Genomic DNA, 15,954 nt, shown 5'->3' on the forward strand with positions numbered 1-15,954 from the left:
CGTCACCTGCTTTTTGATATTTTTTTACTAGTTAATGAGTTTGACTTTTCTAATTGTTTCAGGAAAACCCTGGTTAGGGGTGTAACTGTTTTTTAGCTTGTATTCAATGAATTTCCCTGTTATTACCGTGCTATTTCCATTCCCACTTGCTTCTGTTAATAAAAATGCTGCTAAACCCACAATTTCAATTTCTTTTCGCCCGTTTGGATATGTCTCAACGTCAACCAGTGGGATAGTTACTAGCCGTCGACATGTATTGTCCACAGTAGTCGGTTCATTACACTTTTCCTTTTTATTTGGGTCATTGTTATCCTCTTTAATTCTGTCATCAAATACATCGGTAACACTTGATATACTTCCTGGCTCGGTATCAGGCTTATCCCCAATATTAACTGTGACACCCTCTTTAATCCCTTTTGCAAGAACATCTGCCCCTTGCCCGCCGATCGCTAGAAATCCATAATTCCCGGTTTCGGATGAATCTGCTTTCAAACGAAATTCTTGACCAAAGCTCCCATCCTGAAGTAGCTGGCGTTTAAAAGCTACTGGTATCGCCCCATCTGGATTAATTAATGATTGTATTTCAGCCTTAGCATGTGCTTTTACATCTGTATCGGTTAGGTCTGGTGATAATATTCTTGCAAAATAGAGGTTTTCTTTAACAGTTTGCGTAACTTCTACAGAGTCTTGTGTAACTACTATTTTGTTATCCTCTGTACCAGCATCTACGATTGTAAGGCCATTTTCTTGCGCAATATCTATTGCAGACTGTTTTGCTTTTGCTTCTATTGTTCCATCAAAGACTACTCCTCTTAGTTCTTGGGCTCCGGCAAGTACAGCTGCATCCAATGCATTTTGAAGCTGACTTTTCTTCATATATAAAGCACCAGCATCCACTACGATTGCTGAAAAACCAAGTAACACTACCATTAGGAGAGCAACTAGAACCATTGATACACCACTTTGGTCGTTGTAAAAACGTTTAATAAATTGAAAGGTTCTTTTCATTTACTCCACCCTCATAACCGTTATATCTTTTAAATCGAACTCTCCTACTATTTGGCTTATAATCGGCGTTAAAAAGTCAACTTTGTAGGTTAGCTCTATTTTCACTTCATCACCACTTGTAGGCGTGGTTGTACTCTCAGTTACCACCGAAGTACCAAAATATATGGTTTGTCCGACCTTTTTGGGATCACCGGGAGTATTACTTTCTAATGTGTCTGTAGCATTCGTAATTTTAGTTTGGATTGTTCCTAAAGTGGAACCAACTGTTGCAACCCTAGCAGCTTCCCGCCCTGCATGATCAAGTGTTAAATACGCATGAAAGATACGGCCAAAATCTGTAATCCCAAATAAAATCATTAATATGATAGGTAGAATTAGTGCTGTCTCGACTAATGATTGACCTTTTTGTGATTTCATATGTAATACTCCACTATATACGTTAGGAGGCCTCCTATCGCTATTGGGATTGCGTATGGAATGGATACCGTTCCTTGATTACCAGGGTTGATCTCTAGTGAACCTTGAGTTCCTCTGAAAAACATAAGAGAAAATAACATACTTTTAAATGTGAAGCCTAGTTTCCTCTGTTTAATCAGAATGACAAAGGCAATTACTCCTCCGATTATCGCTGCATAAATACCCGTATAAAAAACGAACATTGCTCCCTTCCAGGAACCAATTGCGGCTAAAAGTTTAACGTCTCCGGCTCCTATACCTCCCATTGCAAATGGAATAAATAGTAATCCGAGTCCCACTAAAAACCCTTTTCCACTAAATAAAAAACCATCAAACCCTAAGAAAAGAGTAAAATAAATGAGGCCGCCTAGGATGGCTGGGAAGGTGACAATATTTAGGATTTTTCGATTTCGAAGATCTGTTAATACGGAGATGATTAGGATGAGGCAGATGATTAGGTTTTCCATTTGTATTCCTCCATTTTGTTAAAATGATAGCCCTGCCGTAGCAGGGCTAGTAACTATATCTATTACGAGATTGAGTTAATTAACTGGTGTTGCTGTTGGGTTTCTAAGTGCTCTAACAATATTTGAAAATGCAGTTTGTAATTCGGTTCCTAATGTTACAACTACGCCCACGACTACTAGCGCAATTAGCCCGACTAATAACCCATATTCCGTCATTGCTTGTCCTTCTTCTTCCTTAACTAATCTTCCTACTAAGTTTTTCATCATTTTTGTTTCCTCCTAAATTTTTTTGTTTTTGTTTGTTCTTTATATTGAACTTGATTTTAGTATATATCGAACGTTCTATATTGAAAACAGTCAAAATAGGCCATTTGTTCTATATAATGACCATCTTTCTCTATTAACCTCTCTTTTTCTCTCTTTTTCTTACTATTTTGTTTTTTATTTAGAACAAAATATACTATATAATGAACAATAACGAACAAACTAATAGGAGGAATGGATTATGCAACGTTCTTTAGACCTAAATCTACCAATTAGTAAGGCTGATACATTTATGAAGCGATTCAAGGGCTTGATGTTTGAAAGAAAACCATACGTAAATAAAGGGCTTCATTTAACACCGTGTGAATCTATACATATGTTCTTTATGAGATTTCCGCTGGATATTGTTTTCTTAGATAAGGAAAATAGAATAGTAGATGTACGCTATAATCTCCAGCCGTGGAGAATTGCGATTCCTAAAAGAAGAGCTTTCTCTACATTAGAGCTCCCAACGGGGACTATAAAAAAATACAATCTACAAATCGGCGATCAGCTTGTTCTCTAAAAAGGTCGCCCCGTCGTTCGCTAGATTGTTGTTTGATCCACCCCACATGACGTTCTCTATATAAAACAAAAAAGGTGACCTACAAAAATAGGTCACCTTTTTCTATATTGGGTCAGAGGGACAGGTCCACTGTCCCAGGAAAAATTGGGTGGGACAAGGTACCTGTCCCTGTGTCCCTAATGTACTCCACCCGAGTAGTCGCAAATTTCATATAGGCAATTGATTCGGTTGATTACAACTTTATGGTCGTACATTTCAACTATTCCTTCTCTTTTCCAGCTGTTTAAAATACGGTTGACACTTTCGCGAGTAGTGCCGATGAAATCACCTAAATCTTTGTTTGTTAGTTCAATCGCAATTAGGATCCCATCCTTACACTTCACACCATGTGTTGTGGTAAGTTTAATTAATGTAGATGCCAGTGCCCCTTGTTTGTCAAAAAACAGGAAATCGTATAATTTGTTCTGCATGATTCGCTGTGTCCAGCCAATCCAACTCATAAACTCAACTGCAAAATTTCCAAATTGATATAACAACTTTTTTAAATCATTAATGTGGATGATGCCAATCTCAGCCGCTTCTTCCACATCAGCACGGTAATTGTAGTATAGGCTTTCAGTGAAGCCGCCAAATTCTCCAATTAGACTTCCTTTTTCTTTAATAGATAATAAGAAATCTTTTCCTCCTTCTGAGGATGCACGGAGTTTCACTCTGCCAGATTTGATATAGTACATTTCTTTCGCTTCCTCACCATCCCAAAAGAGGTGAGTTCCCGCTCCTACTTTTCTAATACGCATAATACTTTGTAATTTATTTAAATTTTCTTCAGATAAGAATTGATCAATGCTTTCATTAATTGACTCTATATGAGGAATCTCGCTATTTAGTTCCTGTATACTCATTGCCATTTTTGGTTCCCCCCGCCATGACTTTATACTATAATCATACGGCCAATAGTGAAAAACCGGTATCAGGGGAACTCCTGAACTTTTGCTCCGAATTCCCCTATTTAATTTTCTGTGATTTTCCCCTAGACAAGTACATCCTCTAAGAACTCTCCCTATGACGAACATAAAATTCATCTTTAATGACCATAAAGATAAGGGAATTCCCTGACATACAATCTTGTTAAAAAGATTTACAATAGATAGGAAGATATAAAATTCTTATTACGTCTATATAAAGAAGAAATCACGAACAATATCGAGGAGAGATTACTCATGGAAGCAATACAAGTGGAAATTGAACAAAAACTTCATGATTTGTGTACAAATACCTCAAGTGATTTCTCTGCATATGCGAATGTCGATCAAGAAACTCATACAATCCGCTGGGAATATGCCTACGGTTTTACAAATAACCGTTTTAAGAATATGGTCATTCGTCCAGGCAAAGGGTTATCCGGCTCAGTCGTCCGTTTTGGTATAACCATGATCCTAGACATTGATACACCAAACCGACAGCAAACACGACTCCAATACCCAATCATGCTAGCAGAAAAACTAGTTTCAGCTGTTGCAGTCCCGGTCCATGTGAATGGTAAGGTTGCTGGGGTCCTTCTAATCGGCTCACGCACTGAAGTAAAATACACAACCGAACAAATAGAGCTATTAAAAAAGACAGCAAGTGAATTTGCTGAAATAAAAAAATGAATCCCATAAATAGGATTCATTTTTTTGTTTTAACCTTGTTTAACTTGTTTTCCGGTCATATCACTTAGCATACCCGCGTATTGTACGATATCTCCAGAATCATTTTTAATGGCACTGATCGTGAGCCATTGTAAGTAGTTCGATCCGTCCTTACGCTTGTTCCAGATTTGTCCTTGCCAGAAGCCTTCTGTTTCGATTTTTTGCCAGAGGTCCTCATAAAATTCTTTTGGCTGTTTACCAGATTTGAGAACACTTGGTGTCTTCCCAATAATTTCTTCCTCTGTAAAACCTGTAACCGTCGTAAAAGCTGGATTCACAGAAATGATTTTTCCATGTAAATCTGTAACCATGATTCCTTCTGCAGTATGGTCTATGACCTGTTTCGCAAGTTCCATTCTTCCATTATAGTACATCCACACCACAAGAATTAAGCTTGCTAATGCCACCTCAGATAAGGCCATAAATCCGATTGCGTAATGGCCGTTGACATGATATAGGATCCCAAGAAGAATAGGTGGGAAAAATCCTCCTAGTCCGCCGATTGCTGATACAATACCATTCACAATCCCCGCTTGCTTTTGGAAATACATTGGCACTAATTTAAAAACAACCCCATTTCCCATTCCCGCGCAGAAAGCAATTGTTAAGCATCCGATTGTATACCAACCGATTGAAGGCGCAAATGATAGGATCATGGCAGACACCGTATAGCACCCGAACACAAACATCAATAGTTTTAGAGAATGGAAACGGTCCGCTAGCCAACCACCTATTGGTCGCATCAAGGTTGCAAGAACAATAAAGCCTGCCGTTCTGATTCCCGCATCGATCTTATCTAAACCGAAATTCTCCACTAAAAAGTTCGGTAAATAGACTGTAAAAGCAACGAAAGACCCAAACGTAATAAAGTAGAATAAGCTTAGAAGCCATAGTTTTTCGTTTTTATAGACTCCTCTAATTTGCTCCATTAATGGAGTTTGAACCTTTACTTCTTTTTTATCACCCAATAAAAAGTTTGCTACGATAAAAATCGCTAGGACAATTAAATATAATTGAACGGTTAAAGACCAACCGATTTTTGTAGCAATCACTGGTGCTGCAAAGGTTGAAATCGCAGTTCCAAGATTCCCCGCACCATAGATTCCGTTAACAAACCCGTGTTTCTCTTTTGGGTAGTATTTAGGCAATGAAGTAACCCCTACTGAGAAAACAGCTCCACCAATACCCAGAAACAGCCCGCCAATCAATAGGTCAGTTACTGTGTCAGCTATACTAATATAGTAAACTGGGAACAACAATAAAATGAAACTTAGTAAAAAGATGATTCGTGCCCCAATTTGATTTGCGTAATATCCAAGTGGAATTCGCAAAATGGAACCAAGGACAACGGGTATTGCAGTTACCAATGCTAGTTGATTTGCTGGAATATGAATATCCTCTTTCATAAAAGGTAAGAGGGATGAAATTAGCACCCAGACCATAAAACCAACAACAAGGTTTAATGTTTGAAGGGGAAGTTGAATTTTCCTAACCATCCTGTCCACTCACCTTTTTTACGACATAGGTTAATCCCGCTTGCTCGTCAAAAGCCGACCAAATATCATCACTTATCGCTACCTCTGCAGTTAAAGGGACCGCAAAGAACTGCAATCGGTCAAAGTAAATGCGGAGGTGGGTCCGATCCGGACAAAGCTCTGTTTTAATAATTTCCTTTTTGACGAATGGGGCTTTATCATCCCCATCTTCATCCAAAATGGATACTTCCACATTTCCCAAAATAAAAGATTCCAAGCTACTAATTTCAGTTAACTCCACAGCTGCCACACCCTCTCTTAACAGGATAGATGAACATTTTATACCCTTGAAGGTAGGACCAAAAGGCATCGTCTGCATGTGTTTCGATGTAATCGATGGTTTCATCCTCAGATTGCCATCTACTCATTCCTTTGACCTCAGCAATCACGATTTCAATGCCTTCCTCCGTCTTTTCCTCCAAGTACCAACTCAATCGTATGCCCTTAAACAGCTTTGTTAAGAGCTCATTAATTTCTTCTGTAAAATTACCGGTTGCCTCTCTAATAAAACAAAAATCAAGATAGGTTTCACTATTCATGTACGTCACGCCTTTTTCAACTTTTTATATACAACCCATGCGACTGGAAATAACACCATGTTTAAGCCGCAATAGATCAGCGTATTTACATAGTTTTCATAAAAGTATTGATGCACCATTTTTTGTGTAAAAATGATATTAAATAACAAGATGACAGATAGAAGGAGCACACCTTGGTAACTACGCTTCATATCGTTTCACCCTCACCGCATAAACTGCACCATTTTCCACCTTGACTTGAATTTCCGGCAATGGACGGCGTGGTGGACCTGCAGTTGGTGCACCCGTTTCTACATCAAAGAATCCGTGGTGGCAAGGACAAACCATTTGTCCCTCCTCCTTCACCCAAAAAACAGGGCAACGTAGATGGGTACATGCATTTTGATACGCCACATATTTGTTTTCGGAAAGTCTAATTAAAATGGCATCATCATGGTCACCAGGAAAAGTAAAATCAATAGAATCACCCACAGCCAATTTACTCACATCGGTGATTTTTTTATGGGAATATTCTTTTTCTCCAAGTCCCATTAATTCCTTAGCAGCAACAGCCCCCCATGGCAGGGATGAAATTGCAAACACTCCAGCTGCTCCAACTAAAGTCTTCATGAAGCCACGGCGGTCAAGGCTTCTTTCATTTTTTCGGTTAATATTATGCGTGTAATTATCCTCACTAAAAGGGATTTTATTATTTTTATCAGACGGCATTCCCATCACTCCTTAGCGGATGCTTCCTTTTTGAACAACTTTCTAAAATAACTTCTGAATACCCTGTAAAATACCAGGTAAACTTATCTTTACGTTCGTTTCTCCTTCAAGCGGCATGCTTGTAACCCATTTTCCATTATCAAGATTATGGTGCTTCTTCTTATTTTCGATTTCTTCATCTGTTAACCACTGGATGGTGTTAGACGGACAAACACTTGCACACATTGGTGGAATGCCATCTTTTGAGCGATCAATACAGAGGTCACATTTGTACATTAAGTTTTGCTCTTCATCGAATTTCGGAATTCCATATGGGCACGCAATCGTACAGTTTTGGCAGCCAATGCATTTTTCCACGAGTGCAGATAACACGGCACCTGACTCATGGATTTGAATCGCCTGTGCCGGACAGCTTCTAGCACAGGCAGGGTTTACACAGTGAAGGCACATAAGTGGCATGGTCTGCCTGTTCACTAGCGGATTCACATCATATACGTAGTTTCGGTTTCGTTGTTCATGCCCACCGCATTGTGTACATGCCGCGAGACACGAGCGGCAACCGATACAGTTCTCAAGTTCTAAGTAGAGCCGTTTTTGCATTTACTGCACCTTCTTTGCAACTAATTTTTCAATCTGTGCAGCACATGCCTTGAACTCTGGCATTTTTGAAATTGGATCAAGCGCTGCAATTGTCAGTAGATTAATAGATTCCTCATGACCGAAATGATATGGAACAAACACTGTATCTTTTCGGATCGCTTCCGTGATTTTCACTTTATAAATACTTTCGCCCCTTCTTGTAAAAAGGCGAACACGTTCTTCATGCTGAATATCATATTTTGCCGCCAATTCTGGATGGACCTCGACATATGGTTCTGGGCACATATCATGGAGAAACGAAATACGTCTTGTTTGGTTTCCAGATAAGTAGTGGTACACGACACGTCCTGTTGTTAAGCGAAGTGGATAGTTTTCATCCGGTTCTTCTGCTGGTGGACGATATGGCAATGCACAAATTTTTGCTTTTCCATCTGGATGATAAAATTTCTTATCAAGGAACATATGTGGTGTTCCCTTGTCTTCCTCATCACGGCACGGCCAGAATACGCCATCTTGTTTTTCGATTTTATCCCATGTCGCCCCGTAATAATCGGCATATCCACCTTTACTTGCGAGTCGGAACTCGTCGGCAACATCTCTAGCTGTTTTTAAGTGTGAAAAATATTCCCCTCTACCTAGACGCTCTGCAAGTTCAACCTGCATTTGCCAGTCCGGCTTAGATTCACCAATTGGTTCTTGCGCTTTATTGATTTTAATAATACGTCCTTCAATATTTGTAACCGTTCCTTCATCTTCTGACCATGTCACAGACGGAAGAACGACATCTGCAAACTCTGCTGACTCTGATAGGTAAAAGTCTGCACACACCATGAAGTCTAGTGATTTAAGTGCCTTTCTGACGAAGTTTAAGTTTGGCGCAGATACTGCTGGATTTGAGCAAAGGAGATAAAGTCCACGAATTGTCTTTTGCTCCATTAGTTCAAACATTTCATATGCAGAAACACCTGGCTTTGGCATTTCTTCAGGAGTAATCCCCCAAACACTGCAAACTTCTTTAACATGCTCTGGATTCGTCAGTTTACGATAGCCTGGCAACAGGTCTGATTTTTGACCATGTTCGCGGCCACCTTGCCCATTTCCTTGACCTGTAAAAGTGGCTACGCCTGATTTTGGACGGCCAATTTTTCCTGTAATAAGGGCCATATTTGTATATCCAGATACATTATCAACGCCTTTATGTTGTTGCTCAATACCACGTGCAAACATCACAACCGCATTCGGTGCCTTACCATAAATCTCAGCAGCGCGGATAATCCTTTCTGGCGCGATACCTGTTAGCTCGCTTGTGTATTCAGGTGTGAATTCCTTCACAAGTTCCTTCGTCTCTTCAAAGCCATTTGTGTGATTGGCAATAAATTCTTCATCTGTGTAGCCATTTTCAATAAGCAAATGTAAAATCCCGTTTGCTAGGGCTAAATCTGTACCTGGTTTTAAATCAAGGTGCACATCCGCTCTTCTTGCTATCGGTGTTTCGCGCGGATCCACGACAATGATGTAGCCTCCTCGCTCCTGTACATTCCAAATACGGAACATGGAAGTTGGATGACACTCCGCTGTGTTGCTTCCTGCGATAAATAAACAATCTGTTTCATGGATATCCGTCCATGGTAATGTCGATCCACGGTCAACTCCAAAGGAGCGAAGGAATCCACCAGCAGCACTAGACATACAGAAACGTCCATTGTAATCAATGTAGCGAGTACCTAATGCGACTCGAGCAAATTTTCCTGTTAAATAGCATTTTTCATTTGTCATCGATACTCCACTGAAGACAGATAATGAATCCTTCCCATATTCCGCTTGCAAGCCCTTGAACTTTTTAGCAATTAAATCATATGCTTCATCCCAACTTGCTTCCCGAAAGCCTTCTTTCGTTCCTTTTAAGGAAGCATCATCACGAATAAGTGGTTTTAAGATTCGGTCTTTATGGTTCGTTTGCTGGTATGCCGTTACCCCTTTCGGACACATTTTTCCGACGGTTACCGGCCAATCATAGCGCGGCTCGACCCCTACAATTTTGTTTGTGGTTGTATTGACGCGTAAATTCATTCCACATTGCATTCCGCAATAGCTACAATGTGTTTTAATTAATTTTTCGTTCGGATGAATGACATTTTTAACTTCTTTAAAAAACTTATCCCTTTGCATTCTGATTTGCCTCCTTGACTTTAACCTCGTGGGTTGGGAAGCCGGAAAATTGTGCAATCCGGTATTTTCTGCGACATGGAAGACACATTTCTGCTAAATGATGGCCTTCTCTTGTTTTAAAATATATATCGTTTACATCAAGTACATTGATGACATCTTGTGACTGTTCAGTTGATACAAACCCTTCACCGCAAACCTTACATTTCTTCGTTTCTTTTTCTGCATAATGCTCACGATAGTTTCTTGCCAACACACTCATCGGGCGGAATGGAATATGAGCAAGCTTTCCAAATGGCAAGTAAATCAATGTGATAATCACTGACCATTGGTGGATAAGTGACATCACTGGTTGACCTGCACCATGTAAGAAAATGTTCATGAAGGTTAAAAGTAAACCGGTAATGCTGACTAATAACAGCATATAAAGTGGCAGCAAGTCATACATAAATTTTTGTTCAGCTCTAGCCTGTAGATTTTTCATACGGCGGTACAATGCCATACAAACCCCTGCAATTACCATTACTGCGGTAATATTTAAGGCATTATAAGATAGATTCGCGATGATACCATCTGCAGGTACCGTCATGACTTGTATCCCCATCGCAATGATGTTGTAATAGCCATTCTCGTCCATCGTAAAATACATCCAACCGAAGACTAGGGGAAATGTAACAAAACAAGAAAGGATGCAACCCCAACCGATTAAAATATGTTGGGTCCATCGGTAAATTCCCCTATTCCAAATGAAATTGTAGGTAGCTAAATGCTCAACAGATGTTTTTGGGGTTGATTTTCGAAATAAAAGTTTTATACCTTTTTTAATAATGATCTTCGTTGGCGGTCTTTCCCCCCAAGCAATGAAGCGGTAAAAGAAACCTCCAATGAAAACAATGGTTCCTACCATATAGCCATATAGATTTAAGTCAACATGTGTAAACATTCTCGTTCCAATAAATGATAAAACCGCCAGCCCTAGCACAGATAAAAACATGGACTTGGCAAACTTTGATGCAAACGCGTTATTATAAGTCGATGTTTGCTTTTTTTGGATTGCTGCAGCTTTTGCCTGCATACGAACTCCTCCTCAAATCAATTAACATAAACCTATTGTAGAAGAAGTGTGATTTAAAACATATCAGGGAACCCCCCTATCTTTGGAAGAAAAACCCCTTATTTGTAACAATTCCTTGAACGATTGATTTTAAAAAAAACTGCCTGAACATGCTATAATGGAACTATTGTAAATGGAAAACGTCTGATTCGTTTTAGGGGGAGGAATATCGTGGTTAAATTATTGATTGTGGACGACCATGCCGTTGTCCGTTCGGGACTGATGATGCTATTGAACGGGAAAAATAATATAGAAGTAATTGGGGAAGCATCTGAAGGTGACGAAGCGATTAAAAAAGCAAAGGAATTAAACCCTGATGTCGTATTAATGGATTTAAGCATGCCTCATGGAAAAGATGGATTAACTGCAACTCAGGAACTTCACGAGCTCATGCCAGACATCGCAATCCTCATTTTAACCATGCACGATGATGAGGAATACTTATTTAGAGCGATCCAATCTGGAGCTTCAGGCTATATTTTAAAAAATGCTCCACACGAGGATTTGCTGGGAGCAATACAATCCGTTTCAACAGGCAATGCCTATTTAACACCCTCTGCAACAAAGGTTTTGATGAGTGGATATTTGGACCGCGTCAAAAAGGGAGATAATGCGGACACATTCGCTTTGCTATCAGAACGGGAGAAAGAAGTGCTCGAATGGATTGCAAAGGGTTATTCAAATAAAGAAATCGCTGAACGATTAGTGATTAGTGTAAAAACCGTTGAATCACATAAAAGCAATTTAATGGAGAAACTAGGTTTGAAATCTCGACCAGAGCTTGTGAAATACGCAATGAAGAAAGGATTATTGCATTTTGAATAAAATTGACCGACTCAAATACCAATCTGAAATTGGCGGCCCAAATGTCATGAAGCTATTGGCCGATCTAGATAAACACATTGAGGACCCTGCTTTTCGCGAAGATGTGGAGAAATCATTACGTCATCTTGCCGATTTAACCTTTGCACTTGATGAATCCTCGATTGTTGCCATTACAGATCGACAAGGAAAAATTCAATATATCAATAATAAATTCTGCGAAATCTCAAAGTTTTCAAGGAAAGAATTAATGGGGCAGGACCACCGAATCATTAATTCCGGCCATCATGACAAGGAATTCTGGAAGGAAATGTGGCGTACGATTGGGTCCGGTCATGTCTGGAAAGGTGAAATTAAGAACAAAGCGAAGGACGGCTCATTTTATTGGGTCGATACAACGATTGTTCCCATTTTATCTGAAAATGGACGCCCCAATCAGTATTTAGCCGTACGACATGAGGTGACCGCCTTAAAAGAAACACAGGAAGAGCTAAAAAGCATGATGACCCGCGTCATCAGCATCCAAGAAGAAGAACGTAAACGTTTTTCACGCGAACTTCATGATGGCATTGGTCAGAGTATGTTTTCATTATTGATCCAACTCGATCAATTGCTTAGTGAAAAGCCAGATGAGCGCCTTGGCCGTTTGCGTCAGGATGTTTCCTTTATGATGGAAGACATCCGCAGTCTTGCCTGGGAGCTTCGCCCTTCAGTGTTGGACGACCTCGGTGTGGTTCCAGCACTTCGAAAATATATTGAACACTACTCCCAGCACTACGGAATTGATGTGGAGTTCGAATGTACATTAATGACACGCCTTGATATCCATAAGGAAACAACCATTTATCGCGTTGTCCAGGAAGCGTTAACCAATATCGCCAAATACGCCAATGTAGCAGAAGCGGTTGTTAAGATTCATGAAGGCGATTCGGACGTTACCGTTGAAATAATCGACAAAGGCCAAGGCTTTACAGTTGATGAAAAAGGAAACGGTGTTGGCCTCTTCAGTATGGAAGAGCGAGCTCGAGGAATTAGTGGTACCATTACCTTGGAATCCGAGGTTGGTAAAGGTACTTCGTTAGTGTTAGTGGTACCAAAATAACGGTTGGCCTGCTCTGATGCAGGCCATTTTTTAATGCCACATTTCTGATTCTCCTTTGAATCTACTAAATTTTCAAATATAATGTAGGTAATTACTAGAAAGGATGTATGCTATGATCTTAAAACACCGAACAAAACCGGATGAACTAATTGTTCTCGAGTTATTAGACAAGAGAAGCGAATTGTCTAGCAAAGATATGCAGTACTTATCTAATCTAAAAAAAGGTTACGAGGGCGAATTACAATTCGATATCTTGACGGAACAACTTCAATGCGAATGCTTAATCTTAAATGATTTGTTATTGGAAGTGAATAACACTATCTTTCAAATTGACACCCTTATTTTGATCGACGGGAAAATTCACTATTACGAGATTAAAACTTTTGAAGGTAACTACTATTATGAGGCAAATAAATTATTCAAGAAACCCAAACAAGAAGTGAGCAACCCCCTACTTCAATTAAGTAGAAGCGAAACTTTGTTAAATCAATTGCTTCGCAACCATGGATGTCACCTCCCAATTCATGCTTCTGTTGTTTTTATCAATCCCTCATTCACTCTTTACCAAGCACCCCTAAATCTACCGGCGATATTACCAACTCAAATCAATAAATACATGAAGACATTGGACGCGACCCCTGTAAAAATAAACGAAAAACAGAAAAGAATAGCGGATTTATTAATGTCATTGCATATCACCAAATCGCCATTTACTAAGGTTCCAAATTATACTTACCAGCAATTTCGCAAAGGGATTACTTGTGAGAAATGTGATTCGTTTTCTGTAGTGGTTGAAGGTAAAAAATGCAAATGTAAAGAATGCGAGCATAAAGAATCGGTGACAAACGCTGTATTAAGATCTGTTAAAGAGTATCAGATACTGTTCCCCGAGGAAAAAATAACGACCAATCTTATTTATGATTGGTGTCAAGTAGTTCCTACAAAGAAGTGGATTCGGCAAATATTAAAGAAAAATTACAATTTAGTTGGCGTTCACCAGTGGGCATACTTTGAATAAAAATATCGATACTAATTAGTCGGGTGCTTAATTAGTCCTTCATCCAATTGATGAAGGGCTTTTCTTATGCTCTCATGCTTCGTCCGAGACTTCATCCACTCTATGAAGGACTTTATGAGCGTGCTCCAGCTCCGGGCGGAACTTCATCCACTCTATGAAGGACTTTACGCGACTGCTCTGGCCTCGTGCGGGACTTCATCTGCTCTATGAAGGACTTTACGCGGCTGCTCTAGCTCCGTCCGGGACTTCATCTGCTCTATGAAGGACTTTACGCGGCTGCTCTGGCCTCGTGCGGGACTTCATCTGCTCTATGAAGGACTTTGCGCGGGGGCGCTGGCTGCGTGCGGGACTTCATCCACTCTATGAAGGACTTTACGCGACTGCTCTGGCATCGTGCGGGACTTCATCCACTCTATGAAGGACTTTACGCGTCGTGCGGGACTTCATCAGCTCTATGAAGGACTTTACGCGGCTGCTCTAGCTGCGTGCGGGACTTCATCAGCTTTATGAAGGACTTTACGCGGCTGCTCTGGCCTCGTGCGGGACTTCATCTGCTCTATGAAGGACTTTACGCGGCTGCTCTAGCTCCGCGCGGGACTTCATCCACTCTATGAAGGACTTTACGCGACTGCTCCAGCTCCGGGCGGAACTTCATCCACTCTATGAAGGACTTTACGCGGCTGCTCTCGCTTCGTCCGAGACTTCATCCACTCTATGAAGGACTTTACGCGGCTGCTCTGGCCTCGTCCGGGACTTCATCCACTCTATGAAGGACTTTACACGGCTGCTCTAGCTCCGTGCGGGACTTCATCAGCTCTATGAAGGACTTTACGCGACTGCTCTGGCCTCGTGCGGGACTTCATCTGCTCTATGAAGGGCTTTACGCGACTGCTCTGGCCTCGTGCAGGACTTCATTCACTCTATGAAGGACTTTACGCGACTGCTCTGGCCTCGTCCGGGCCTTCATCTGCTCTATGAAGGACTTTACGCGGCTGCTCTGGCCTCGTGCGGGACTTCATCCACTCTATGAAGGACTTTACGCGGTTTCTCTAGCTCCGCGTGGGACTTCATCAACAAAAATACTGATCGAGCTCAGACCAAATCCGCTACTCCAACACACCAAATCGATCTTCACCCCTTCACACTAATTATCCCCAAAACAAAAAACCCCAATCCGCATCAACAACACTTGCGAATCGGGGTTCCCCATATAAAAACTAATTTTCGATTATTTTACTGCTTTAACCCAGTCAGCTGCGAATTTTTCAAGTCCTTGGTCTGTAAGTGGGTGCTTAGTAAGTTGCTCAATTACAGAGTATGGAATTGTTGCAATATGCGCACCAGCTAGAGCTACGCGAGTAACGTGGTCTGGGTGTCTTACAGATGCAGCGATGATTTGAGAGTCTAAGTTGTGAACACGGAATAGCTCAGCAATTTTTGCTACAAGCTGTACGCCATCTTCAGAGATGTCGTCTAGACGACCTAAGAATGGAGATACATAAGTTGCACCAGCGCGAGCTGCTAAAAGAGCTTGGTTCATAGTGAAAATTAAAGTAACGTTAGTTTTAACGCCTTTTTTAGATAAGTAACGAGTTGCTTCTAATCCAGCTACTGTCATTGGAACTTTGATAGTGATGTTTTTGTCGCCACCGTTGATTTTTAGAAGCTCTTCAGCTTCTGCGATCATTTGTTCAGCAGTTTCCGCATCTGGAGATACTTCAGCAGATACACTTTCTACTTCTGGTACAGTTTGAAGAATTTCAGCAATGCGGTCTTCGAATTTAACGCCTTCTTTTACAACAAGTGATGGGTTTGTTGTAACACCAGATAGTACGCCCATTTTATACGCTTTTTTAATATCATCTAAGTTAGCTGTATCGATAAAAAATTTCATTTCTT

General features: G+C 40.5%; 19 protein-coding genes. 5 read left to right on the plus strand and 14 right to left on the minus strand.

What is annotated here, in order from left to right:
• Positions 1-27: 27 nt before the first annotated feature.
• From CKJ95_RS13630 to CKJ95_RS13645, 4 genes are all read right to left on the minus strand, one after another.
• Positions 28-1,008 carry a Tad domain-containing protein gene (locus CKJ95_RS13630; protein WP_099353986.1) on the minus strand — a complete coding sequence of 327 codons (981 nt, stop codon included), beginning with the start codon at positions 1,006-1,008 and terminating at the stop codon, positions 28-30.
• A complete protein-coding gene (locus tag CKJ95_RS13635) occupies positions 1,009-1,425 on the minus strand; it encodes a TadE family protein (RefSeq protein ID WP_099353987.1) in 417 nt (138 codons plus the stop codon). It lies immediately after the preceding gene.
• Positions 1,422-1,931, minus strand: a complete 510-nt coding sequence (locus CKJ95_RS13640) for an A24 family peptidase (RefSeq protein WP_099353988.1) — start codon at positions 1,929-1,931, stop codon at positions 1,422-1,424. The genes CKJ95_RS13635 and CKJ95_RS13640 overlap by 4 nt, the downstream gene beginning before the upstream one ends.
• Positions 1,932-2,006: 75 nt before the next feature.
• Entirely contained in the window at positions 2,007-2,198 is a 192-nt protein-coding gene (locus CKJ95_RS13645) for a Flp family type IVb pilin (protein ID WP_218962753.1), read from the minus strand.
• Positions 2,199-2,436: 238 nt separating this feature from the next.
• On the opposite strand from CKJ95_RS13645, the gene CKJ95_RS13650 reads away from it, so the two are divergent.
• Positions 2,437-2,760: a DUF192 domain-containing protein gene (locus CKJ95_RS13650; RefSeq protein ID WP_099353989.1), complete on the plus strand. Its 324-nt coding sequence runs from the start codon at positions 2,437-2,439 to the stop codon at positions 2,758-2,760.
• Positions 2,761-2,936: 176 nt separating this feature from the next.
• On the opposite strand, the gene CKJ95_RS13655 is transcribed toward CKJ95_RS13650, so the two are convergent.
• Complete coding sequence (locus CKJ95_RS13655) at positions 2,937-3,668, minus strand: Crp/Fnr family transcriptional regulator (protein ID WP_180271511.1); 732 nt, start codon at positions 3,666-3,668, stop codon at positions 2,937-2,939.
• Between the two features lie 312 nt (positions 3,669-3,980).
• On the opposite strand from CKJ95_RS13655, the gene CKJ95_RS13660 reads away from it, so the two are divergent.
• A complete protein-coding gene (locus tag CKJ95_RS13660; protein WP_099353991.1) occupies positions 3,981-4,412 on the plus strand; it encodes a GAF domain-containing protein in 432 nt (143 codons plus the stop codon).
• Positions 4,413-4,441: 29 nt separating this feature from the next.
• Here the strand turns inward: CKJ95_RS13660 and CKJ95_RS13665 are convergent, their stop codons facing one another.
• The 8 genes from CKJ95_RS13665 to CKJ95_RS13700 are packed head-to-tail and all read right to left on the minus strand — an operon-like array spanning position 4,442 to position 11,074.
• The gene (locus CKJ95_RS13665; RefSeq protein ID WP_099353992.1) at positions 4,442-5,947 is read right to left on the minus strand and encodes a nitrate/nitrite transporter; all 1,506 of its coding nucleotides are present in this window, start codon (positions 5,945-5,947) and stop codon (positions 4,442-4,444) included.
• Positions 5,940-6,227, minus strand: a complete 288-nt coding sequence (locus CKJ95_RS13670; RefSeq protein WP_099353993.1) for a hypothetical protein — start codon at positions 6,225-6,227, stop codon at positions 5,940-5,942. Before CKJ95_RS13670 ends, CKJ95_RS13665 begins: the two co-directional genes overlap by 8 nt.
• Entirely contained in the window at positions 6,214-6,525 is a 312-nt protein-coding gene (locus CKJ95_RS13675) for a hypothetical protein (RefSeq protein ID WP_099353994.1), read from the minus strand. Before CKJ95_RS13675 ends, CKJ95_RS13670 begins: the two co-directional genes overlap by 14 nt.
• A gap of 5 nt (positions 6,526-6,530) precedes the next feature.
• Complete coding sequence (locus CKJ95_RS13680; protein ID WP_099353995.1) at positions 6,531-6,716, minus strand: hypothetical protein; 186 nt, start codon at positions 6,714-6,716, stop codon at positions 6,531-6,533.
• The gene (locus CKJ95_RS13685) at positions 6,706-7,233 is read right to left on the minus strand and encodes a Rieske (2Fe-2S) protein (protein ID WP_099353996.1); all 528 of its coding nucleotides are present in this window, start codon (positions 7,231-7,233) and stop codon (positions 6,706-6,708) included. The genes CKJ95_RS13680 and CKJ95_RS13685 overlap by 11 nt, the downstream gene beginning before the upstream one ends.
• A gap of 42 nt (positions 7,234-7,275) precedes the next feature.
• Entirely contained in the window at positions 7,276-7,833 is a 558-nt protein-coding gene (locus CKJ95_RS13690) for a 4Fe-4S dicluster domain-containing protein (RefSeq protein ID WP_099353997.1), read from the minus strand.
• Positions 7,834-10,002, minus strand: a complete 2,169-nt coding sequence (locus tag CKJ95_RS13695; protein ID WP_099353998.1) for a molybdopterin oxidoreductase family protein — start codon at positions 10,000-10,002, stop codon at positions 7,834-7,836. It abuts the gene before it with no gap.
• On the minus strand, positions 9,989-11,074 hold the full coding sequence (locus CKJ95_RS13700) for a hypothetical protein (protein ID WP_099353999.1): 1,086 nt from the start codon (positions 11,072-11,074) through the stop codon (positions 9,989-9,991). Before CKJ95_RS13700 ends, CKJ95_RS13695 begins: the two co-directional genes overlap by 14 nt.
• Before the next feature lie 210 nt (positions 11,075-11,284).
• On the opposite strand from CKJ95_RS13700, the gene CKJ95_RS13705 reads away from it, so the two are divergent.
• The 3 genes from CKJ95_RS13705 to CKJ95_RS13715 all read left to right on the plus strand — a co-directional run bounded on the left by CKJ95_RS13705 (position 11,285) and on the right by CKJ95_RS13715 (position 14,055).
• A complete protein-coding gene (locus CKJ95_RS13705) occupies positions 11,285-11,938 on the plus strand; it encodes a response regulator (RefSeq protein ID WP_099354000.1) in 654 nt (217 codons plus the stop codon).
• A gap of 46 nt (positions 11,939-11,984) precedes the next feature.
• The gene (locus CKJ95_RS13710) at positions 11,985-13,037 is read left to right on the plus strand and encodes a PAS domain-containing sensor histidine kinase (RefSeq protein ID WP_180271518.1); all 1,053 of its coding nucleotides are present in this window, start codon (positions 11,985-11,987) and stop codon (positions 13,035-13,037) included.
• Between the two features lie 112 nt (positions 13,038-13,149).
• Complete coding sequence (locus tag CKJ95_RS13715) at positions 13,150-14,055, plus strand: nuclease-related domain-containing protein (RefSeq protein WP_099354002.1); 906 nt, start codon at positions 13,150-13,152, stop codon at positions 14,053-14,055.
• Positions 14,056-15,283: 1,228 nt separating this feature from the next.
• Here CKJ95_RS13715 and fsa read toward each other — a convergent pair.
• Entirely contained in the window at positions 15,284-15,949 is a 666-nt protein-coding gene (fsa, locus tag CKJ95_RS13720; protein ID WP_099354003.1) for a fructose-6-phosphate aldolase, read from the minus strand.
• Between the last annotated feature and the right edge of the window lie 5 nt (positions 15,950-15,954).

Source organism: Fredinandcohnia onubensis (genome assembly GCF_002734285.1).
GTDB lineage: Bacteria > Bacillota > Bacilli > Bacillales > Bacillaceae_L > Ferdinandcohnia > Ferdinandcohnia onubensis_A.